The sequence below is a fragment of the Metallococcus carri genome (assembly GCF_011440275.1).
GTDB lineage: Bacteria > Actinomycetota > Actinomycetes > Actinomycetales > Dermatophilaceae > Metallococcus > Metallococcus carri.
The window spans coordinates 253,904-275,871 of the sequence record NZ_JAAOIV010000002.1; the positions used below are offsets into that span (position 1 = coordinate 253,904).

Sequence of the window (21,968 nt, forward strand, 5' to 3'; positions counted from 1 at the left end):
ACGTCACTAGATCCTCGCGAAACGTCACCAGTGCCTCGCGAAACGTCAGTAATGCCTCGCGAAGCGTCACCAGATCCTCGCGAAGCGTCAGCAGATCCGTCGCGAGGCGCACAAAACGCCCAAGTGGGCAATCCGCGCCAATCCCCGACCCGGTGAGGCGCACAAAACGCCCAACTGGGCAATCCGCGCCAGCGCCCGGCCCGGCGAGGCGCACAAAACGCCCAACTGGGCAATCCGCGCCAGCGCCCGGCCCGGCGAGGCGCACAAAACGCCCAACTGGGCAATCCGCGCCAGCGCCCGACCCGGCGAGGCGCAGACAAAGGCCTCAGACGTTGAAGCCCAACGCCCGCAGCTGCTCGCGGCCGTCGTCGGTGATCTTGTCCGGGCCCCACGGCGGCATCCACACCCAGTTGATGCGGTGCCCCTTGACCAGACCCTCGAGCGCCTGCGCGGTCTGGTCCTCGATGACGTCGGTCAGCGGACAGGCCGCCGACGTGAGCGTCATGTCGATGACCGCGTGAGCGTCGGGGTCGACGGTGATGCCGTAGACCAGGCCGAGGTCCACGACATTGATGCCGAGCTCGGGGTCGACCACGTCACGCATGGCCTCCTCGACGTCGGCGACATTCGGCGGGGTTGCGGTGTCGGTCATCGCTGTCCTCCAACGGTCGAGATGTCCACGCCGGCTCGCACCAGCGCGTCGGTGTATGCCGCCCACGGCAGCAGTGCGCATTTGACCCGGGCCGGGTATTTCGCCACGCCCGCGAGCGCGACCCCGTCGCCGATGACTTCCTCGTCGCCGGGGTCCTGTCCCTTGCTGGTCAACATGGCGCGCATCGCCTCGTAGGTCGAGAGCGACTCCTCCACCGAGAAGCCGATGACCTCCTCGGCGAGGATCGACGCCGACGCGACCGAGATCGAGCAGCCCTGCGCGTCATAGGAGACGTCCTTGACCTCGTCACCGTCGACGTGCACGCGCACGGTCACCTCGTCGCCGCAGGTGGTGTTGACGTGGTGCGCCTCGCCCTCGAAGGGCTCGCGCAGACCGGCGTGCTGCGGCCGCTTGGAGTGGTCGAGGATCAACTGCTGGTAGAGATCCATCAGGCGACCTCCACCCCGAAGACTTCTGGCACTCGGTCGAGCGCGGTCAGGAAGGCCTCGACCTCCTCGACCGTGCTGTATGCCGCGAAGCTCGCCCGCGTGGACGCCGGCACCTTGAGTGCCCGGTGCAGCGGCCACGCGCAGTGGTGGCCGGTGCGGACCGCGATGCCGGAGTCGTCGAGGATCTGTCCAACGTCATGCGGGTGCACCCCGTCGACGACGAAAGCGACTGCGCCACAACGCTTCTCGACGTCAGTCGGGCCGAGGACGCGCACCCACGGCCGCTTCGCGAGACCGTCGAGCGCAGCCTGCACCAGCACCTTGTCGTGCTCGCGCACGGCGTCCATGCCGAGCTTGGACAGGTAGTCGACGGCAGCACCCAGGCCCACGGCCTGAGCGACATTCGGCGAGCCGGCCTCGAACCGCTGCGGCGGCGCGGCATACGTCGTGTGGTCCATGAAGACCTGCTCGATCATCGAGCCGCCGGTGATGAAGGGCGGCAACGCGGCGAGCAATTCCGCGCGGCCCCAGAGCACGCCGACACCGGTCGGGCCGAGCATCTTGTGCCCGCTGAACGCCATGAAGTCGACACCGAGCTCGGTCACCGACACCGGCAGGTGCGGCACCGACTGGCAGGCGTCGAGCACGGTGATCGCGCCGACTCGCCGGGCCGCCGCCACCAACGGAGCGACCGGGTTGATCGTGCCGACCACATTGGACACATGGCTGAACGCCACGACCTTGGTGCGCTCGTTGACGAGGGTGTCGAGGTCGGAGAGGTCGAGCTCTCCCCCGTCAGTCACCGGGAACCAGCGCAGCGTCGCCCCCGTCCGGCGGCACAACTCCTGCCACGGCACGAGATTGGCGTGGTGCTCCATCTCGGTGACGACGATCTCGTCGCCCGCTCCGATCCGCAGCCGTTCGGCAACCTCCGATGGGACGCCGTCGAGCGCGCCCGGCGCCGAGGCGTTGGACAGCCCGTAGGCGACCAGGTTGATCGACTCGGTGGCGTTCTTGGTGAAGACGATGTCCTCCGGCCGAGCCCCGACGAAGGTCGCAACCTTCTCCCGGGCCGCCTCGAAGGCATCGGTCGCCTCCTCGGACAGCTGGTGCGCGCCCCGGTGGACCGCCGCGTTGTGTTGCTCGTAGTACGTCCGCTCGGCGTCGATTACCGACGCCGGCTTCTGCGAGGTGGCGCCACTGTCCAGGTAGACCAGCGGCTTGTCGCGCACCTCACGCTGCAGCACCGGGAAATCCGCCCGGACCTGCTGCACGTCATACGAACTCATGGGCTCCTCAGTTCTGGGCGGCCGCCGACAGGAAGCGGTCGTAGCCCTCGTTCTCCAGGCGCTCGGCCAGCTCCGGGCCGCCCTCTTCGGCGACCTTGCCGTCCACGAAGACGTGCACGAAGTCCGGCTTGATGTAGCGCAGGATGCGGGTGTAGTGGGTGATCAGCAGGACGCCGAGGTCGGTGCCCTCCTTGGCGCGGTTGACGCCCTCGGAGACGATGCGCAGGGCGTCCACGTCGAGCCCGGAGTCGGTCTCGTCCAGGATCGCGATCTTCGGCTTGAGCAGCTCCATCTGCAGGATCTCGTGGCGCTTCTTCTCGCCACCGGAGAAGCCCTCGTTGACATTGCGCTCGGCGAAGGCCGAGTCCATCCGCAGGTTCTCCATCGCGGACTTCACGTCCTTGACCCAGGTGCGCAGCTTCGGCGCCTCGCCGTCGATGGCGGTCTTGGCGGTGCGCAGGAAGTTGCTCACCGTCACGCCAGGCACCTCGACCGGGTACTGCATGGCGAGGAACAGGCCGGCGCGGGCGCGCTCGTCCGGCTCCATCGCCAGCACATCCTCACCGTCGAGAGTGACGGTGCCGGAGGTCACGTGGTACTTCGGGTGGCCGGCGATGCTGTAGGCCAGCGTCGACTTGCCCGAGCCGTTGGGGCCCATGATCGCGTGCGTCTCACCGGAGCGGACCGTGAGGTCGACGCCCTTGAGGATCTCCTTGGGGCCCTGCTCGGTGTCGACCGACACGTGCAGGTCGCGAATCTCCAGGGTTGCCATAGCTTTTCGTCTCTTCTTTCTCGTATGTCGGGTCAGTCGGCGAGGCGCACGAAGACATCGTCGCCATCGATACGCACGGTGTGGACGGCGACCGGCTGGGTCGCGGGCAGGCCGGTCGGTTCACCGGTCTGCAGGTCGAAGCGGGACCCGTGCAGCCAGCACTCGATCGTGCAGCCGTCGACCTCCCCTTCGGCGAGGCTCACGTTGGCGTGCGAGCAGGTGTCGTCGATCGCCCGCACCCCGCAGTCGCTGGTGCGCACGATCGCGACGCGCCGGCCGTCGAAGTCGGCCACCACCGGAGAGTTCTCCGGCAGTTGGTCGAGCGTGCACACCTTCACGAAGTCACTCACGATCCGGTCGCTGCCAACTCGGCTTCAATAGCCGCCATCAGCGTGTCCACAACTTCGGGCACCCCGATCCTGGCGACGATGTCGGCGAAGAAGCCGCGCACCACCAGCTTGCGCGCCTCGGCCTCGGGGATGCCACGAGCCATCAGGTAGAACAACTGCTCGTCGTCGAACCGCCCGGTCGAGGAGGCGTGCCCCGCGCCGGCGATCTCGCCGGTCTCGATCTCGAGGTTCGGCACCGAGTCGGCGCGCGCACCATCGGTGAGCACCAGGTTGCGGTTGAGCTCGTAGGTCTCGATGCCCTCCGCCTCCTTGCGGATCAGCACGTCGCCGACCCACACGGTGTGCGCGGTGTCGCCCTGCAGGGCGCCCTTGTAGGTCACCAGCGAGGTGCAGCGCGGCGCGTTGTGGTCCACGAAGGACCGGTGCTCCAGGTGCTGACCGGCGTCGGCGAAGTAGACCCCGAGCAGGGTCGCCTCGCCGCCGGGTCCGGCATACCGCACGTTGCTGTTGACCCGCACGATCGCGCCACCGAGGGTCACCGCGATGTGGCGGTATGCCGCGTCGCGCCCCACGAGCGCGTCGTGCTGCCCCAGGTGGTGGGCGTCGTCCTCCCACTGCTGCAGGGTGACCACGGTGAGGTTGGCCCCGTCGCCGACGATGACCTCGAGGTTGCCGGTGTGCTCGGCGCTGCCGGTGTGCTCCAGGATCACCAGGCCCTGAGAGTGCGGCCCCGCCTCGAGCACGTAATGCGCATTGGACCGGCGACCGGCGCCGTTGCCGTGGATGCGCAGCCGCAGCGGCTCGTCATACACCGTGTCCGCGGCGAGCTTGAGGTGCAGCGCCTGGTCGGTGTTGGCCGAGGCCACGACCGCGGCCCGGTCGGCCGGCACCAGCACGGTGCCGCGCGGCGCGGCGCCCGGCCCGAGCGGCTCGGCGAGCACGGCCTCGACCTCGGTCGCGTCGAAGGTCGCAGCGGGGTCACCCTCACGGTCATCGGTCGGGGTGTCGCTGAAGACATTCCCCAACCGGTCGACCGGCGTGAACCGCCACTCCTCCTCCCGGCCGTGCGGCACCGGGAAGTCGGCCACTTCGAAGGACGTGCGGCGCTCGGCACGGGACTGGTCGGGGACATAAGCCGCAGCCGGGTCGACGTGACCCGCGGCCTGGTTGCGCTCGGGGGTGATGAGCGTCATCTAACGGAATCTCCTTGGGGCAGAAGCGAATTCGAGGACGATCGGAGAACTTCGTGGGGTTATCCGACTGCGCCTTCCATCTGCAGCTCGATCAGGCGGTTGAGCTCGAGCGCGTACTCCATCGGCAGCTCGCGGGCGATCGGCTCGACGAAGCCGCGGACGATCATCGCCATGGCCTCCTCCTCCGACAGCCCCCGCGAGCGCAGGTAGAACAGCTGGTCCTCGCTCACCTTGGACACGGTCGCCTCGTGGCCCATCTGCACGTCGTCCTCGCGGACGTCGACATACGGGTAGGTGTCCGAGCGGCTGATCTGGTCGACCAGCAGCGCGTCACAGACCACTGAGCTCTTGGAGTGCTCGGCGCCTTCCAGTACCTGCACCAGACCGCGGTATGACGTGCGCCCGCCACCGCGCGCGACCGACTTGGACACGATCGTGGAGGAGGTGTTGGGCGCCGCGTGCACCATTTTGGCGCCGGCGTCCTGGTGCTGGCCTTCGCCCGCGAAGGCGATCGACAGCGTCTCGCCCTTAGCGTGCTCGCCGAGCAGGAAGACCGCGGGGTACTTCATCGTGACCTTGGAGCCGATGTTGCCGTCGACCCACTCCATCGTGGCGCCCTCGTCGCAGGTCGCCCGCTTGGTCACCAGGTTGTAGACATTGTTCGACCAGTTCTGGATGGTCGTGTAGCGCACCCGGGCGTTCTTCTTGACCACGATCTCGACGACCGCGGAGTGCAGCGAGTCCGACTTGTAGATCGGCGCGGTGCAGCCCTCGACGTAGTGCACATAGGAGCCCTCGTCGGCGATGATCAGCGTCCGCTCGAACTGACCCATGTTCTCGGTGTTGATCCGGAAGTAGGCCTGCAGCGGGATGTCGACGTGGACTCCCTTGGGCACGTAGATGAACGAGCCACCAGACCACACGGCGGTGTTGAGCGCGGCGAACTTGTTGTCGCCGCTCGGGATCACCGAGCCGAAGTACTCCTTGAACAGGTCCTCGTGCTCGCGCAGGCCGGTGTCGGTGTCGACGAAGATGACGCCTTGCGCCTCCAGGTCCTCGCGGATCTGGTGGTAGACGACCTCGGACTCGTACTGCGCAGCGACACCCGCGACGAGACGCTGCTTCTCTGCCTCCGGGATGCCGAGCTTGTCGTAGGTGTTCTTGATGTCCTCGGGCAGGTCGTCCCAGCTGGCCGCCTGCTTCTCGGTGGACTTCACGAAGTACTTGATGTTCTGGAAGTCGATCCCGGTGAGGTCGCTGCCCCAGGTCGGCATCGGCTTCTTCTCGAACAGCTTGAGCGCCTTGAGGCGTCGCTCGGTCATCCAGGCCGGTTCGTTCTTGCGGCGCGAGATGTCGTTGACGATCTCCTCGGACAGACCGCGCTTGGCGCTGGCACCCGCCTCGTCGCTGTCGGCCCAGCCGTATTCGTAGCGGCCGAGGTCCTTCAGTCCCGGGTTGAGCTCTTCGATGGTGCTCATCGCGGATCCTTTCGGTGGATCGGGGTGGTCGGGTGGTCGGGGACGAATGTGGTGCACACGTGGTCCCCGTGGGCGAGGGAGGCCAACCGCTGGACATGCACCCCGAGCACTTCGGAGAACATCTCGGCTTCCGCCTCGCAGAACTGTGGGTAGGCCTCGGCGACGTGCTGCACCGGGCAGTGCCCTTGGCACAACTGCACGCCGGCCAGCGGTGTTCCGCCGCCGACCGGGCGGGTCGAGGCGGCATATCCCTCACGGGTGAGGGCGGTCGCCAGGGCCCGGCTGCGGTCCTCGACATCCGGCCCGGCCGCGGACACATCAGCGGCGAGCCGCGCACCGAGGGCGTCGGCGCGTTGCCGGGCGAAGGCATGGACCGCCTCGTCGCCGCCGTGGGCGTGCAGGAAGTCCAGCACCGAGGTCGCCAGGGTGGCGTAATCGTCCCGCAGCGCTTCGTGCCCGCGGGCGGACACGACATACGACCGGGCGGGGCGACCGCGCTTACGGGCGCCGACCGCGACAGTCTCGCGCTCCTCCACCAAGGCGGAGTCGGCGAGGCAGTCCAGATGGCGCCGGACAGCAGCCGTCGTCAGCCCGAGCCGTTCGGCCACCGCGGCCGCGGTGATCGGTCCCTGCTCGGAGACGGTCTGCAGCACGCGCTGGCGGGTCCGGGACTCGGCCTTGTCGGCCACCGGGAGTTGCTTGCCAGCCATAAACACAACACCAGTATGACGTAATTCGCACCTCGCGCGTCACCCGGGTCGGTATGGCGTGAGTCACGGCCCCTCAGCAGGTGCGCGGCAGCAGCCCGTAGGCCTGCTTGGCCCGGTAGATCTGCAGCGCCGCGGCATTGACCCAGTAGCCGAAGGTGGCGTTGCTGCGGGCATTGGCCAGGACCGCGTTGTACATCGAGGGCAGCGCGTTCGGGGTGACGGTGAGCAGCAACTGGACGCCAGCGTTGACCGCGCGCGTGGCCCGCGTGGCATAGCTGTAGGGCGACATTGCGGCCGCGGCGCCGATGTCGTCGCTCATCACCACGCCCTTGAAGCCGACCTGCGAGCGCAGCATCGACTGCACGATGGTCGAGGAGAAGACCGCCGGCTGGCTGCCGTCGATGTTGTCGTAGATGGCCGAGCTCACCATCGTGAACGGCACCCCGGTGGCGGCGGCGTTCTTGAACGGGTTGAGGTAGCTGCTGTAGTTGCCGTAGCGCGTCATCCGGGCATCGTGGACAGAGGTCGTCGTGTCGGTATTGGCGTTCACCAGCCCGAGGCCTGGGAAGTGCTTGACCGTCGGTGCGACCCCCTTGGCGCGCATCCCCCAGGAGAAGGCATTGGAGAATTTCTGCGTCGTCGCCGAGTCGTAGCCGAACTCGCGGTAGTAGTAACCGATCGGCGGATTGCCCCGGCCCAGCCACGAGGGCACGGTGTCGGCGACCGGCGCAAGGTTCATGTTGACGCCCGCGCTACGCAGCTGGCCGGCCCAGGTCTGTGCCTTGTAGTAGAGGTCGGGATAGGTGCCTTGGGTCAGCGCGGTGGGGATAGAACTGAACCCCGGGCCCTGCAACACCTGGACGTAGCCGCCCTCCTGATCGGTGGAGATGAACGGCATGATCCCCGCCGTCGCGGCCTGGGTGCTGCGCGCGCGGGCCGCCGCGGACACCGATGCGGTGGCGCTGACGCCGGCGGTGCTGCGGCCGGAGAGGAAGATATTGCCGACGTGATAGGTCGAGATCTGACCCAGCGTGGTCGAACTGCCGCCGGCGGCCGGCTCACCGACCATGAACATCTGGCCGACCTTGGTCTCGATCGAGGTGCGCACGGCCATCTGCTCGGCGGTGCAGGCCGCGGTGCCGGTGGCACGTGGCACGGTGCCGGTGGCGCGCGGGGGTGTGCTGGCCGCGGTGGCGCTCGGCGCGCCGGCGGTGGCGAAGACCGGCACAGCGAACGCCGCGGTGCTCATTGCGGCCATCAGGCGACGAACGGACATCTCGACCAACCCCTCGATGTATGACGTCAACCCCCGTTGGCGCTCCCTCATGAGCCTAGGCCTCCGGCCGCCGAATGGCACCCGCCCAGCCAGACCTAGACTTCACCGTTGTGAGTGGACCGGCCGTGGACGTGCAGCACCTGACGCACCGCTACGGCAGGACCCTCGCCCTCGACGACCTCAGTTGGTCGGCGGACTCGGCCGCCATCACCTGTGTGCTCGGGCCCAATGGCGCCGGCAAGACCACCGCCATGGAGATCGCCGAAGGGCTGCGCCGCGCCGACGGTGGCTCGGTCCGGGTGCTCGACGCTGACCCCTGGTCGGCCTCGGCGGAGCACCGCGCCCGGGTCGGCGTCATGCTGCAGGACGGCGGGCTGCCCGGATCGGTCGGTGCCGGCCGCTTCCTCGACCACGTCGGCCGTCTCGTCGGCCGTTCCGACCGCGTGCCCGCGCTCGTCGACGCCCTCGACATCGGCGGCTTCGTCCAGACCACCGTGCGGCGGCTGTCCGGGGGGCAGCGGCAGCGGGTCGCGCTCGCCGCCGCCCTGGTGGGCGAACCCGCGGTCGCCTTCCTCGACGAACCCACCGCCGGCCTCGACCCGCACGCCCGCCTGGACGTCTGGGACCTGATCCGCGCCGAACGCGACCGTGGCTGCGCCGTAATCGTCACCACTCACTCCTTCGAGGAGGCCGAGCGGCTCGCCGACAAGGTCGTGGTGATGGCCGCGGGACGATCGGTCGCCGAAGGGCCAGTGGCCACGATCGCCGACGGCGGCGACCTCGAGACCGCCTATTTCGCGCTCACCCGCCCGGGACACACCCGATGACCACCGCAAGCGCTCGCGTGCGCGCCCAGGCCTCCTACGAAGCCCGCACCCTGCTGTCCAACGGCGAGCAACTCCTCGTCTCCCTCCTGCTCCCAGCGCTCGCCCTCGTGGGCATGGCACTGGCGCACACGCCATACCTCGGACCGGGACGCCGGATCGACCTGGTCGTCCCCGGAGTGCTCGCGATGGCGGTCGTGTCGACCGCGTTCACCGGTCAGGCGATCGCGACCGGATTCGACCGGCGGTATGGCGTGCTGCGCTTCCTCGGCACCACACCACTCGGCCGGGGCGGGCTGCTCGCGGGCAAGGCCCTCGCGGTGCTCACCGTCGTCGCACTGCAGACCGTCGTGCTCGCCGCGCTCGGGCTGGCCTTCGGCTGGCACCCCACGCTGTCCGGGGTGCTCATCGCGGCGATGTTCATGCTGCTCGGCACCTTCTGTTTCGTCGCGCTCGGGTTGTTGCTCGCCGGGGCGCTGCGGGCCGAGGCCGTGCTGGCGGTCGCCAACTTGATCTGGGTGCTGCTCGTCGCCGTCGGCGGCCTGCTCTATCCGACCGCCCGGATGCCCGGGGTCGCCGGACAGCTGGTGCGCCTGCTGCCCAGCGGTGCACTCGGGGACGGGCTGCGTGCCGCGCTCACCGGACACGACCTGGCCCTCGCCGAACCGGTGCTCGTGCTGCTCGTCTGGGGCGGCCTCGGCACCCTGCTGGCCCTGCGAACCTTCTCCTGGAGCGACTGAATGCTGCCCCCTGACACGCGACCGCTGCACCGGTGGACCCGCGTCCTCTTCTGGCTCAACCTCGCCGTCGAGATCGGCATCGTGCTGACCGGGGGTCTGGTGCGCCTCACCGGCAGCGGGCTGGGTTGTCCGGACTGGCCGCAATGTGTGCCCGGGTCGCTCACTCCCGTTGCGGCACAAGGCAGTTGGCACAAGTATGTCGAGTTCGGCAACCGCACGCTGACCGGTCTGGTGTCCTTCGTCGCGGTGGCGCTGATCGTCGCGGTGGTGGTCGAGCAGCGTGTCTACGGGCGTCGCAAGAAGCTCGTCGCGCCGCTGCTGGGCGTGCTCGCCGGCATCGCGCTGCAGGCGATCGTGGGCGGCATCTCGGTGCACCTCAAACTCAACCCGTGGATCGTGGCGACGCACTTCCTCGGCTCGATGGTGCTCGTGTGGGCCTCGGCCTGGCTGGTCTGGCGCTCGCGCGAGGGCGAGGGCGCGCCGGTGCCGGTCGTGCGCCGCGAGGTGCGGGCACTCGGGTGGGTCATCGCCGCGCTCACCGGGGTGGTGCTCCTGCTCGGCACCCTCGTCACCGGTGCCGGCCCGCACTCCGGCGACGCGAACGCACCCGCCCGCCTCGGCGTCGAGCCCCGGACGATGGCCTGGCTGCACGCCGACGCGGTGATGCTCTACTGCGGCCTGATCATCGGCATGGTGCTGGCGGTGCGGCTGCTCGCCACCTCACCGCGCACCCGGCGGGCCTGGACCGTCGTGCTGAGCGTGGTCGTGCTGCAGGGTGTCGTCGGCTACACGCAGTACTTCCTCGGCGTGCCTGCGGCGCTGGTGCTGATCCACATGCTGCTGGCCTCGCTGCTGGTCGTCGCCGTCACCTGGGCGGTGCTGTCCCTGCGTGAGCGCGCCGAGGTATGAGCTCGCTCCGGCGGCGGCTTGCGGTGGCTGACGGACCCTGAGCCCGGTATGCCGCAGCGTCCGCGGCTGGTGCGCCGATCGCCCAACTGGGCGTTTCGCGCCAGCAGCACAACCCCAATCGTGCGCCGATCGCCCAACTGGGCGTTTCGCGCCAGCAGCACGACCCCAATCGTGCGCCGATCGCCCAACTGGGCGTTTCGCGCCAGCAGCACGACCCCAACGGTGCGCCGATCGCCCAACTGGGCGTTTTGCGCCAGCAGCACGACCCCAATCATGCGCCGATCGCCCAACTGGGCGTTTCGCGCCAGCAGCACGACCCCAACGGTGCGCCGATCGCCCAACTGGGCGTTTCGCGCCAGCAGCACAACCCCAACGGTGCGCCGATCGCCCAACTGGGCGTTTCGCGCCAGCAGCACGACCCCAATCGTGCGCCGATCGCCCAACTGGGCGTTTTGTGCCAGCAGCATGACCCCAACGGTGCGCCGATCGCCCAACTGGGCGTTTCGCGCCAGCAGCACAACCCCAACGGTGCGCCGATCGCCCAACTGGGCGTTTCGCGCCAGCAGCACGACCCCAATCGTGCGCCGATCGCCCAACTGGGCGTTTTGTGCCAGCAGCATGACCCCAACGGTGCGCCGATCGCCCAACTGGGCGTTTTGCGCCGGCAGCGCGACCCCGACGAGTGCGCCGATCGCTCGGCGGATGCCTTCTCGCCAGCTCCTCAACGCTCCGATCCGCCTCGCACGCTCGGCAGATCGATCGCTTGCGCCGATCGCCCGGCCGGATGCCTTCTCGCCAGCTCCTCAACGCTCCGATCCGCCTCGCACGCTCGGCAGATCGATCGCTTGCGCCGATCGCCTGGCCGGATGCCTCCTCGCCAGCTCCTCAACGCTCCGATCCGCCTCGCACGCTCGGCAGATCGACCGCTTGATCGTCGCTCGGCGGTCAGAACGGGAGCGGGAGGTGCACGAGCGGGTCGAGGGCCACACCGAGGAAGACCAGCGTCAGATAGCTGATCGAGAAGTGGAAGAGGCGCATCGGCTTGAGCACGGCATACGAGACGCCCCGCTGGGCCCGGGCGAGCAGCCGGTGCGATTCGAGCAGGAAGAGCACGCCGCTGAGCACCGCCGCCACGGTGTAGATCCAGCCCATGCCGGCGACCGGGATCAGCAGCAGGCTGGTCAGCACGGTCGCCCACGCGTAAGCCACGATGCGCCGGCCCACGGCGACGTCCTCGGCGACCACAGGCAGCATCGGCACGCCGGCGTTGGCGTAGTCGTCCTTGAATCGCATCGACAGCGGCCAGTAGTGCGGCGGCGTCCAGAAGAACACCACGCCGAAAAGCACCACCGGCGTCCAGGCCAGCGAGTTCGTCACCGCCGACCAGCCGATCAGCACCGGCATACAGCCGGCCACGCCGCCCCAGACGATGTTCTGGGCGGTGCGCCGCTTGAGCAGCATCGTGTAGAAGCCGACATACAGCGCGATGGCCGCGACTGACAGGGCCGCGGACAGCCAGTTGACCAGCAACCCGAGCCACAGCGTGGAGACGACACCGAGCACGGCCGCGAAGATCAGGCCGGCGCGCGGGCTGATCGCGCCGGTCGCGAGCGGGCGCCCCTCGGTGCGGTGCATCAGCCGGTCGATGTCGCGGTCGAGATAGCAGTTGAACGCGTTCGCCGAGCCCGCGGACAGCGAGCCGCCGACCAGCGTCGCCAGGATCAGCCACACCGACGGGATGCCTCGGTCGGCGAGGAACATCACCGGGAAGGTCGTCACCAGGAGCAACTCGATGATGCGCGGCTTGGTGAGCGCGACATAGTCGGCGACGACAGCCCGCACCGGGCGCTTCGAGGGGACCGACGGGCGGCGCTGCAGCGCACGCGGCTCGGTCGTGGTCACCGAAGCTCCTTAGTTCGACATGGCATTTCGGGATTTCGGGCGGTGGGTCGGAACGTTTCAAGTCTAGACCCCGTACGCGTCGCCTCCCCCGCACCCCGCCACCCGCTCCGAGCCGGGTCTAGGCTCGAAACCGAAAGCCCGTCGGACGACCTACTCAAGCCCCCAAGGAGCGTCATACACGTGAGCCAGAACTCCGCCTCCCCCCTCGCCGGACGCGACCCCTCGCTCGCCCTGCCCGTGGCGAAGAACGCCGGGTGGACCGACCTGGACATCCGGGCGGTCGACACCGTGCGTGTGCTCGCCGCCGACGCGGTGCAGAAGGTCGGCAACGGCCACCCCGGCACCGCGATGAGCCTGGCCCCGCTGGCCTACCTGCTCTACCAGCAGGTGATGCGGGTCGACCCGAATGACCCCGAGTGGATCGGCCGCGACCGGTTCGTGCTGTCGGCCGGCCACTCCAGCCTGACGCAATACATCCAGCTGTTCTTCTCCGGTTACGGGCTCGATCTGGACGACCTCAAGGCGCTGCGCACCTGGGCCTCCCTGACGCCCGGCCACCCGGAATACCGGCACACCGACGGTGTCGACATCACCACTGGCCCGCTCGGGTCGGGCATCGCGAGCTCGGTCGGTATGGCGATGGCCCAGCGCCGCCAGCGTGGCCTGCTGGACCCCGACGCCGCACCGGGCGAGAGCCCGTTCGACCACAACATCTGGGTGATCGCCTCCGACGGTGACCTGATGGAGGGCGTCTCGGGTGAGTCCGCCTCGCTGGCTGGCACGCAGCGCCTCGGCAACCTCACGGTGTTCTACGACCAGAACCAGATCTCGATCGAGGACGACACCGATGTCTCCTTCGACGAGGACGTCGCCGCGCGCTACGCGGCATACGGCTGGCACGTGCAGACCGTCGACTGGCGCCGGGGCGACACCACGACCGGCGAGGGCGAGTATGTCGAGAATGTCGACGCGCTGCTCGCCGCGATCCAGCAGGCCAAGGCGGTCACCGACCGCCCGTCGATCATCGCGCTGCGCACGGTGATCGCCTGGCCGGCGCCGACCAAGAAGGGCACCGGCAAGTCGCACGGCTCGGCCCTGGGCGATGAGGAGATCGCCGGCCTGAAGAAGCTGCTCGGCTTCGATGGCCGCAAGACCTTCGAGGTCTCCGACGAGGTGCTGGAGCACGTCCGCCAGGCGCGCAAGCGGGGCAAGGAGGTGCACGCCGAATGGCAGAAGGGCTTCGACGCCTGGCGCAAGGCCAACCCGGACGGCGCCAAGCTGCTGGACCGGCTGCTCGAGCGCCGCATGCCGGATGGCTTCGAGCAGGCCTTCCCCACCTTCCCGGCTGACGAGAAGGGCATCGCCACCCGGGCCGCGTCCGGCAAGGTGCTCGGCGCCCTCGCCGAGGTCATGCCGGAGCTCTGGGGCGGTTCGGCCGACCTGGCCGAGTCCAACAACACCACGATGGAGGGTCAGCCGAGCTTCCTGCCGGCCGACCGGCAGACCTCGGAGTGGAAGGGCGGACCCTACGGGCGCACGCTGCACTTCGGCGTCCGGGAGAACGCCATGGGTATGGCGCTCAACGGCATCGCGCTCGAAGGGCTGACCCGCCCGTATGGCGGCACCTTCCTCATCTTCTCCGACTACATGCGCCCGGCCGTGCGGCTGGCGGCGATCCAGCGGCTGCCCGTGACCTTCGTGTGGACGCACGACTCGATCGGCCTGGGCGAGGACGGCCCCACCCACCAGCCGGTGGAGCACCTGGCCGCGCTGCGCGCCATACCCGGTCTGGACGTGGTCCGGCCGGCCGACGCGAACGAGACCGCCGAGGCATGGAAGACGCTGCTGCAGCACACCGACCGGCCGGCCGGGCTGTGCCTGTCGCGGCAGGCGCTGCCCACCCTGGACCGCAAGGAATACGGCGACGTCGCCGGTGTTGCCAAGGGTGGTTACGTCCTCGCCGACGTCGAGGACGGCACCCCGGACGTCATCCTGATGGCGTCCGGCTCGGAGGTGAGCGTCGCGCTGCAGGCGCGCGAGGCCCTCGCCAAGGAGGGCATCGGAGCCCGCGTGGTGTCGATGCCGTGCATGGAGTGGTTCGAGGCGCAGGACAAGAGCTACCGCGAGTCGGTGCTCCCGCCGACGGTGAAGGCGCGGGTCAGCGTCGAGGCCGCGGTGGGCATGTCCTGGTACCGCTACCTCGGTGACGCCGGCCGGGCCGTCTCGCTGGAGCACTTCGGTGCCTCGGCTGCCGGAGCGCTGCTCTTCGAGAAGTTCGGCTTCACCCCCGAGGCCGTCGTCTCCGCCGCCAAGGACTCCCTGCAGGACGCGAAGGGCGGCGCGACCCCCGGAATCGACGTCGAGGCCGTGGCAGCTGTGCCCGACCTCGGCGACATGTGACCTGTTCGATCAGAACTCTAGGAAGGACCACCGCGTATGACGCAGTCCACCGACCCTCTCGCCCAGCTCTCCGATCTCGGGGTGTCGATCTGGCTGGACGATCTGAACCGCTCGATGATCACCTCCGGTGACCTTGAGAAGTATGTCTCCGACAAGCACGTCGTCGGGGTCACGACCAACCCGACGATCTTTGCGACGGCGCTGTCGGACGGTTCGGCATACAACGAGCAGGTCAAGCAGCTCGCGCAGGACGGCAGCGATGTCGACACCGCGATCTTCGCGATCACCACCGATGACGTGCGCAATGCGTGCGACAAGCTGCGCCCGGTCTACGACAAGACCGGCGGCCAGGACGGCCGGGTGTCGATCGAGGTCGAGCCGGCCCTGGCCCACGAGACCGAGAAGACGGTCGAGATGGCCAAGGAACTGTGGAAGGCCGTCGACCGGCCCAACGTCATGATCAAGATCCCGGCTACCGTCGAGGGCTTGCCCGCGATCAGCGCCGCGCTCGCCGAGGGCATCAGCGTCAACGTGACGTTGATCTTCTCCCTGGACCGCTACCGCGGCGTGATGAACGCCTACCTGGACGGTCTGGAGAAGGCCCGCGACAACGGCAAGGACCTGTCGCAGATCCGTTCGGTCGCCTCGTTCTTCGTCTCCCGCGTGGACACCGAGATCGACAAGCGCCTGGACGAGATCGGCACGGCCGAGGCCACCGGCATGAAGGGCAAGGCCGGTGTCGCCAACGCGCGGCTGGCCTATCAGGCCTTCGAGGAGGTCTTCTCGACTCCCCGCTGGCAGTCGCTCGCCGACGACGGCGCGCACGTGCAGCGTCCGCTGTGGGCGTCCACTGGGGTCAAGAACCCGGACTACAAGGACACGATGTATGTCGTGGACCTGGCCGTGAAGGACACCGTCAACACCATGCCGGGCAAGACCCTGGAGGCCGTCGCCGACCACGGTGAGGTCAACGGTGACCAGGTGACCGGCAACTACGACGACGCCGCCGAGGTGCTGAACACCCTCGACCAGCTCGGGGTCTCTTACACCGATGTGGTGCGGGTGCTCGAGGACGAGGGCGTCGAGAAGTTCGACAAGTCCTGGTCGGAGCTGCAGGCATCGGTGCGTTCGGAGCTGGAGAAGGCCAAGTGAGTTCAGACACCCTCTCGGTCGCTGCCTCCGGTGCGGCCGCGGATGCGATCGCCGCGCAGGTGCCGCAGCTGGTGCAGGAGAAGTTCGCCAGCCGGCTCTTCGCGCAGGACCCCACACTCTGGGGCCCTGCGGCGGAGGCCGAGGCGAGCAAGCGGTTGTCCTGGGTCGGCCTCGCCCGATCCTCCCGGCCGCTGGTCGAGCAGATCGAGACATTGCGAAAGTCGTTGCAGGACAAGGGGGTCGACCACGTCGTGCTGTGCGGCATGGGCGGCAGCTCCCTCGCCCCCGAGGTGATCTGCGCGACCGCGGGCAAGGAGCTCGTCGTCCTCGACTCCTCGCAGCCGGACATGGTGCGTGACGCCGTCGCGACCAAGCTCGACCGCACCGTGGTCGTCGTGTCGTCCAAGTCGGGCTCGACCGTCGAGACCGACTCGCAGCGTCGGATCTACGAGCAGGCCTTCACCGACGCCGGCATCGACCCGGCCGAGCGGATCGTCGTGGTCACCGACCCGGGCAGCCCGCTCGACCAGGACGCTCGCGGCAAGGGCTACACCGTGATCAACGCCGACCCCGACGTGGGCGGCCGCTATTCGGCGCTGACCGCCTTCGGGCTGGTGCCGAGCGGTCTCGCGGGCGTCGACCTCGGTGCGCTCCTGGATGAGGCCGAGGCCTTCACCGACCAGCTCGCTGCCGACGACGCCGGCAACCCCGGCCTGCAGCTCGGCGCGGCCCTGGGCGGCACCTCCCCGCTGCGCGACAAGATCCTGCTGATCGACGCCGGCACGCCGATCAAGGGTTTCGGCGACTGGGCTGAGCAGCTCATCGCCGAGAGCACGGGCAAGGACGGCAAGGGGCTGCTGCCCGTCGTCGTGGGCGCGGCTCCGGCCGGTGACCTGCTCGATGACGAGCTGTGGGTGCGACTGGTGTCAGCAGGCGACGACGACCGCCCCGAGGGCGCGGCGACCGTCGACGTCGGCGGGTCGCTGGGCGCCTCGCTGCTGCTGTGGGAGGTCGCGGTCGCGGTGGCCGGCCGGCTGATCGGGATCAACCCCTTCGACCAGCCCGATGTCGAGTCTGCCAAGCAGGCTGCGCGTGACCTGATGGGCAAGGGCGCCAGCTCGACCGAGGCACCGGCCTTCACCGACGGCGCCGTCGAGGTGCGCACGGTCGGCCCGGACTTCCTCGGCGACGCCAAGGACCTGCCCGGCGCCCTGCAGGCTCTCATCGCGCAGCTGCCCGACAACGGTTACCTCGCGGTGATGGCCTATCTCGACCGGATCACCGACGCCCGTCTGGGTGAGGTGCGCGAAGGCTTGGCACGCACCCTGGGCCGCCCGGTCACCTTCGGCTGGGGACCGCGGTTCCTGCACTCCACCGGTCAGTACCACAAGGGCGGCCCCGGCATCGGCGTCTACCTGCAGATCACCACCGAGCCCGCGCAGGATCTGCCGGTGCCCGGCCGGGATTTCACCCTCGGTGAGTTCATCGCCTCCCAGGCGGCGGGTGACGCGCAGGTGCTTGGCGACCACGACCGACCGGTGTTGCGACTGCACCTGACCGACCACGACGCGGGCCTGGCCCAGGTCGAGCAGGCGTTGCGCGGCCTCACCCGATGAGCCCCGCGCGCGTCAGCCGCGGGCACAACCCGCTGCGGCAGGCGGCCGACCGCCGCCTGCCGCGGATCGCCGGGCCGTGCAGCATGGTGATGTTCGGGGTCACCGGTGACCTGGCCCGCAAGAAGTTGCTGCCCGCCATCTACGACCTGTTCAACCGAGGGCTGCTGCCGCCGGGCTTCTCGCTCGTCGGTTTCGCCCGCCGCGACTGGGCCGACCAGGACTTCGGCCGGATCGTGTATGACGCCGCCAAGGAGGGTGCCCGCACCCCCTTCGACGAGGACGTCTGGGCCAGCCTGGCCGAAGGGCTGCGGTTCGTCCCCGGTGCCTTCGACGACGACGCGGCCTTCGACGAGCTCGCCGACGTGGTGCGCACGCTGGACCAGGAGCGGGGCACCGGAGGCAATCACGCGTTCTACCTGTCCATCCCGCCCGGGTCGTTCCAGACCGTGCTGCAACAGCTGGAACGCTCCGGCCTGTCGCAGCCGCGGCCCGGCACCTGGCGGCGGGTGGTCATCGAAAAGCCCTTCGGGCACGACCTGAAGAGCGCGCGAGAACTCAACTCGATCGTCGAGTCGGTGTTCCCGCCCGACGCGGTCTTCCGGATCGATCACTATCTCGGCAAGGAGACCGTGCAGAACCTGTTGGCGTTGCGCTTCGCCAACCAGATGTTCGAGCCGATCTGGAACGCCAACTATGTCGACCACGTGCAGATCACGATGGCCGAGGACATCGGCATCTCCGGTCGCGCTGGCTACTACGACGGCATCGGCGCCGCGCGGGACGTCATACAGAATCACCTGCTGCAGTTGCTCGCGCTGACCGCGATGGAGCAGCCCAACTCCTTCGAGGCGAGCGCGCTGCGGACCGAGAAGGAGAAGATCCTCGCCGCGGTCCGGTTGCCGCACGATCTCGGCAAGTCCACCGCGCGCGGGCAGTATGCCGCGGGCTGGCAGGGCAGCGAGAAGGTGCGCGGCTATCTGCAGGAGGACGGCGTCTCGTCGAGCTCGACCACCGAGACCTATGCCGCGCTCAAGCTAGAGGTCGCGACCCGCCGCTGGGCCGGGGTGCCGTTCTACCTGCGCACCGGCAAACGCCTCGGCAAGCGCGTCACCGAAATCGCGGTGGTCTTCAAGCGGGCACCGCACCTGCCCTTCGGCGACACCGCGGCCCGGCAGCTGGGCCAGAACGCTGTGGTGATCCGGGTGCAGCCGGACGAGGGCGTGACGATGCGCTTCGGCTCGAAGGTGCCCGGCTCCGCGCCGCTCACCGTGCGCGACGTGACGATGGACTTCGGCTACGGCAACGCGTTCACCGAGGCCAGCCCGGAGGCCTACGAGCGACTGATCCTGGACGTGCTGCTCGGCGACCCGCCGCTGTTCCCGCGGCACGAGGAGGTGGAACTGTCCTGGCAGATCCTCGACCCGATCGAACGCTATTGGGCCTCGCACGGGCGGCCCAGCCCGTACGAAGCGGGCACCTGGGGCCCGAGCACCGCCGATGCGATGATGCGCCGCGACGGACGCGAGTGGAGGATGCCGTGAAAACCCCACGAAGTTCTCCGCTCGTCCCTCACTCCGATACTTCGCGGGGACCCCGAAGAGCAACCCCACGAAGTTCTCCGCTCGTCCCTTCGTTCCTCCGGCTGCTCAGGAGTGCGCCGTGATCGTCGACCTGCCTGCCACCACCACCCGCGAGGTGTCCAAGGCGCTGGTGCGCGTGCGTCAGAGCATGGGTGCCATCACCCTCGGGCGGGTGATGACCCTCATCGTCGTCACCGACGAGGCCACCGCGGCCACCGCGATCGACGCGGCCACCGAGGCTTCGCGCCAGCACCCGAGTCGCATCCTGGTGCTCGTCACCGGCAGCCGCCGCGGCGGGCCGCGCCTGGACGCCGAGATCCGGGTCGGCGGCGACGCCGGGGCGAGCGAGATCGTCGTGCTGCGACTGCGCGGCGAGCTGGCCGACCACGGTGACAGCGTCGTCATACCCCTGCTGTTGCCCGACTCCCCCGTCGTCGCCTGGTGGCCGATCCCCGCGCCGCCCGACCTGGCCGGCTCCCCGATCGGCAAGATGGCGGTGCGCCGGATCACCGACTCCTCGCTCGCGGCCAACCCGCGGCGCGAGCTCGCCCGACGCCGGGACGCGTATGCCGACGGCGACACCGACATGGCCTGGTCGCGCACCACCCGCTGGCGCGGGCTGTTGGCCACCGCCCTCGACCTCGAGCCCTTCGAGCAGGTCACCGGTGTGACGGTGAAGGGCGCGGCGGATTCGGCCAGCACCGACCTGTTGGCGGGCTGGCTGGCGATCCGGCTGCGGTGTCCGGTGCGCCGGGTGGTCGGGCCGAAGGGCACCGGCATCGTCTCGGTGCGCCTGGACCGCGAGAGCGGGCCGATCGACCTGGTGCGCCCGGCCGGCCAGGCGGACGCAACGCTGACCCAACCGGACCAGCCGGTGCGGCGGATCAGCCTGGCCCGCCCGGACACCGCCGACTCGCTGGCCGAGGAGCTCAGCCGGCTCGATGGCGACGAGGTCTACCGCGACGCGCTGCTGCGCGGTCTCGAACTGATCTCCGGGCGCGAGCGAGCCGCCACCCCAGCGCCCGCGCGCGCCAAGCGACGGCCCGAGCCGCAGCCGCCCAGCCGCCGCAAGTCGCCGCGGCTGGAGGACCTCGACCTGCCCAGCGAGCTCTGACGAAGGGACCCACCATGAAGGACCACGACCTGCAGATCCGCAAGGACAAGGCGACCCTCGCCGCCGACATCGTCGACGCGCTGGTCGCGCGGATCGACGAGGCGCTGCAGCAACGCGGCGAGGCGCACGTCGTCCTCACCGGAGGGTCCATGGGCGAGGCGGTGATGCAGGCGTGGAGCGCCCGGCCGGCCGACGACGCCGACCGCAGCGCCGTGCACCTGTGGTGGGGCGACGAGCGCTGGGTGCCGGCCGGCGACGCCGAGCGAAATGACCAACAGGCCGTGGACGCGGGACTGAAGCGGCTCGGCATACCGGATGACAACATCCACCGGATGCCGGCGGCGGGCGGCTCGTATGGCGACGACGTCGAGCGGGCGGCGGCGGCCTACGCGAGCGAGCTGGCGGAGTTCGACGAGGCCGACACCAATGGCCTGGAAGAGGACCCGGCGGTGCCGACCTTCGACGTGCTGATGCTCGGGGTCGGGCCGGACGGGCACATCGCCTCGCTCTTCCCGCAGCACAAGGCGCAGAACTGCACGACCACCACCACGGTCGCGGTGCACGACTCCCCCAAGCCGCCGCCGACGCGCATCTCGCTCACCTATCCCGCGATCGAGCGGGCGCGCGAGATCTGGTTCACGGTCGCCGGTGCGGACAAGGCCGACGCGGTCGAACGCGCCCTCACCACCGACGACCCGTGGAACACGCCGGCGTCCGCGGTCGAAGGGCTGCGCGCGACCGTGTGGTGGCTCGACACCGCCGCCGCGGCGAAGGTGCCGAGCAACGACGCGTCGTGATCACCTGCGTCGTGCGCTACGAGCGCACCTTCATGCGGCCGCTCCTGCCACACGACTGACAATCCGGCTGCTCTCCCCCTGGGGTCCGTGTCAGGCTGGGCCGTATGCCGACCGTGCGAGTTCTCGTCGAAGGTGACAGTGACGCTGTGGTCGTCGCGCGCCTGCTGACGCTGCGGGGTGTGCACGACGTCGAGGTGCGGGTGACGCACGGCATCACCAACTTTCCCCGTCACCTGCGCGCTGATGCTGGCACCAGCGTGCTCGGTCTGTGTGATGCGGGTGAGCAACAGGTCGTGGTCCGGGCCCTGCGGCGGCTCGGCATACGCGTCGAGGGCAACCTGGTCGCGCACGGCTTCTTCGTCTGCAACCGCGACCTGGAGGATGAACTTATCCGCTCGCTCGGTGCTGCCGCGGTGCTCGATGCGCTACACGACCTGGGCGAGCTCGGCCGGTTTCGCACCTTCCAGCACCAGCCCGAATGGCGAGGGCGGCCGATCGAGGACCAGCTGCACCGGTTCGCCGGGTCGGGGTCGGGACGCAAACGACGGCTGGCGACGGCGTTGGCCGAGCGGTTGACGCCAGAGACGACCCCGCAGCCGTTGGGCGCGCTGGTCGAGGCTGCCGCCAGGGTGATGGTCGATCAGCGCGCCGAGGTCGTCGGCGGATCGGCTGCCGGGTCGTCGTCGAAGAGGTAATGCCGCTGCGGGCGGCCCGACCGCGCTTCCTTCAGCGCGGTCGCTATAGCGACCGGATTCCTCTACTACG

At 69.4% G+C, this 21,968-nt stretch carries 20 protein-coding genes; 10 read left to right on the forward strand and 10 right to left on the reverse strand.

Annotation, left to right across the window (positions count from 1 at the left end; translation table 11 throughout):
- Window positions 1-325: 325 nt before the first annotated feature.
- From G9U51_RS03710 to G9U51_RS03750, 9 genes are all read right to left on the reverse strand, one after another.
- Window positions 326-652 (reverse strand): metal-sulfur cluster assembly factor, encoded by a 327-nt coding sequence (locus G9U51_RS03710; protein WP_166193342.1) that lies wholly within the window; start codon window positions 650-652, stop codon window positions 326-328.
- On the reverse strand, window positions 649-1,101 hold the full coding sequence (gene sufU, locus G9U51_RS03715) for a Fe-S cluster assembly sulfur transfer protein SufU (protein ID WP_166193345.1): 453 nt from the start codon (window positions 1,099-1,101) through the stop codon (window positions 649-651). The genes G9U51_RS03710 and sufU overlap by 4 nt, the downstream gene beginning before the upstream one ends.
- A complete protein-coding gene (locus tag G9U51_RS03720; RefSeq protein ID WP_166193348.1) occupies window positions 1,101-2,390 on the reverse strand; it encodes a cysteine desulfurase in 1,290 nt (429 codons plus the stop codon). The genes sufU and G9U51_RS03720 overlap by 1 nt, the downstream gene beginning before the upstream one ends.
- A gap of 7 nt (window positions 2,391-2,397) precedes the next feature.
- Window positions 2,398-3,162 carry a Fe-S cluster assembly ATPase SufC gene (gene sufC, locus G9U51_RS03725; protein WP_166193351.1) on the reverse strand — a complete coding sequence of 255 codons (765 nt, stop codon included), beginning with the start codon at window positions 3,160-3,162 and terminating at the stop codon, window positions 2,398-2,400.
- A 32-nt stretch (window positions 3,163-3,194) separates the two neighbouring features.
- The gene (locus G9U51_RS03730) at window positions 3,195-3,512 is read right to left on the reverse strand and encodes a non-heme iron oxygenase ferredoxin subunit (RefSeq protein ID WP_166193355.1); all 318 of its coding nucleotides are present in this window, start codon (window positions 3,510-3,512) and stop codon (window positions 3,195-3,197) included.
- Window positions 3,509-4,705, reverse strand: coding sequence for a Fe-S cluster assembly protein SufD (gene sufD, locus G9U51_RS03735; protein ID WP_166193358.1), 1,197 nt, complete (start codon window positions 4,703-4,705; stop codon window positions 3,509-3,511). Before sufD ends, G9U51_RS03730 begins: the two co-directional genes overlap by 4 nt.
- 59 nt (window positions 4,706-4,764) lie before the next feature.
- Window positions 4,765-6,183, reverse strand: coding sequence for a Fe-S cluster assembly protein SufB (gene sufB, locus G9U51_RS03740; protein WP_166193361.1), 1,419 nt, complete (start codon window positions 6,181-6,183; stop codon window positions 4,765-4,767).
- Window positions 6,180-6,893 (reverse strand): helix-turn-helix transcriptional regulator, encoded by a 714-nt coding sequence (locus G9U51_RS03745; RefSeq protein ID WP_166193364.1) that lies wholly within the window; start codon window positions 6,891-6,893, stop codon window positions 6,180-6,182. Before G9U51_RS03745 ends, sufB begins: the two co-directional genes overlap by 4 nt.
- A 73-nt stretch (window positions 6,894-6,966) precedes the next feature.
- A complete protein-coding gene (locus tag G9U51_RS03750) occupies window positions 6,967-8,220 on the reverse strand; it encodes a glycoside hydrolase family 3 protein (RefSeq protein ID WP_166193367.1) in 1,254 nt (417 codons plus the stop codon).
- A 59-nt stretch (window positions 8,221-8,279) separates the two neighbouring features.
- On the opposite strand from G9U51_RS03750, the gene G9U51_RS03755 reads away from it, so the two are divergent.
- From G9U51_RS03755 to G9U51_RS03765, 3 genes are read left to right on the forward strand one after another with little or no spacing between them, the layout of a single operon-like run.
- Window positions 8,280-8,996 carry an ABC transporter ATP-binding protein gene (locus tag G9U51_RS03755; protein WP_328823294.1) on the forward strand — a complete coding sequence of 239 codons (717 nt, stop codon included), beginning with the start codon at window positions 8,280-8,282 and terminating at the stop codon, window positions 8,994-8,996.
- Window positions 8,993-9,733, forward strand: coding sequence for an ABC transporter permease (locus G9U51_RS03760; RefSeq protein WP_166193373.1), 741 nt, complete (start codon window positions 8,993-8,995; stop codon window positions 9,731-9,733). Before G9U51_RS03755 ends, G9U51_RS03760 begins: the two co-directional genes overlap by 4 nt.
- On the forward strand, window positions 9,734-10,642 hold the full coding sequence (locus G9U51_RS03765; protein ID WP_166193376.1) for a COX15/CtaA family protein: 909 nt from the start codon (window positions 9,734-9,736) through the stop codon (window positions 10,640-10,642).
- Between the two features lie 945 nt (window positions 10,643-11,587).
- Here G9U51_RS03765 and G9U51_RS03770 read toward each other — a convergent pair.
- Complete coding sequence (locus G9U51_RS03770; protein WP_166193379.1) at window positions 11,588-12,544, reverse strand: heme o synthase; 957 nt, start codon at window positions 12,542-12,544, stop codon at window positions 11,588-11,590.
- Between the two features lie 180 nt (window positions 12,545-12,724).
- Here G9U51_RS03770 and tkt point away from each other — a divergent pair, with 180 nt between their 5' ends.
- From tkt to G9U51_RS03805, 7 genes are all read left to right on the forward strand, one after another.
- On the forward strand, window positions 12,725-14,944 hold the full coding sequence (gene tkt, locus G9U51_RS03775) for a transketolase (protein WP_328823295.1): 2,220 nt from the start codon (window positions 12,725-12,727) through the stop codon (window positions 14,942-14,944).
- A gap of 36 nt (window positions 14,945-14,980) precedes the next feature.
- Window positions 14,981-16,096: a transaldolase gene (tal, locus tag G9U51_RS03780; protein ID WP_166193382.1), complete on the forward strand. Its 1,116-nt coding sequence runs from the start codon at window positions 14,981-14,983 to the stop codon at window positions 16,094-16,096.
- Complete coding sequence (locus tag G9U51_RS03785; RefSeq protein WP_166193385.1) at window positions 16,093-17,712, forward strand: glucose-6-phosphate isomerase; 1,620 nt, start codon at window positions 16,093-16,095, stop codon at window positions 17,710-17,712. Before tal ends, G9U51_RS03785 begins: the two co-directional genes overlap by 4 nt.
- The gene (gene zwf / locus G9U51_RS03790; RefSeq protein ID WP_166193388.1) at window positions 17,709-19,253 is read left to right on the forward strand and encodes a glucose-6-phosphate dehydrogenase; all 1,545 of its coding nucleotides are present in this window, start codon (window positions 17,709-17,711) and stop codon (window positions 19,251-19,253) included. Before G9U51_RS03785 ends, zwf begins: the two co-directional genes overlap by 4 nt.
- A gap of 118 nt (window positions 19,254-19,371) precedes the next feature.
- The gene (locus tag G9U51_RS03795; RefSeq protein ID WP_166193391.1) at window positions 19,372-20,406 is read left to right on the forward strand and encodes a glucose-6-phosphate dehydrogenase assembly protein OpcA; all 1,035 of its coding nucleotides are present in this window, start codon (window positions 19,372-19,374) and stop codon (window positions 20,404-20,406) included.
- A gap of 14 nt (window positions 20,407-20,420) precedes the next feature.
- The gene (gene pgl, locus G9U51_RS03800) at window positions 20,421-21,203 is read left to right on the forward strand and encodes a 6-phosphogluconolactonase (protein ID WP_166193394.1); all 783 of its coding nucleotides are present in this window, start codon (window positions 20,421-20,423) and stop codon (window positions 21,201-21,203) included.
- Between the two features lie 104 nt (window positions 21,204-21,307).
- Window positions 21,308-21,898: an ATP-dependent endonuclease gene (locus tag G9U51_RS03805; protein WP_166193397.1), complete on the forward strand. Its 591-nt coding sequence runs from the start codon at window positions 21,308-21,310 to the stop codon at window positions 21,896-21,898.
- The last annotated feature ends 70 nt before the right edge of the window (window positions 21,899-21,968 follow it).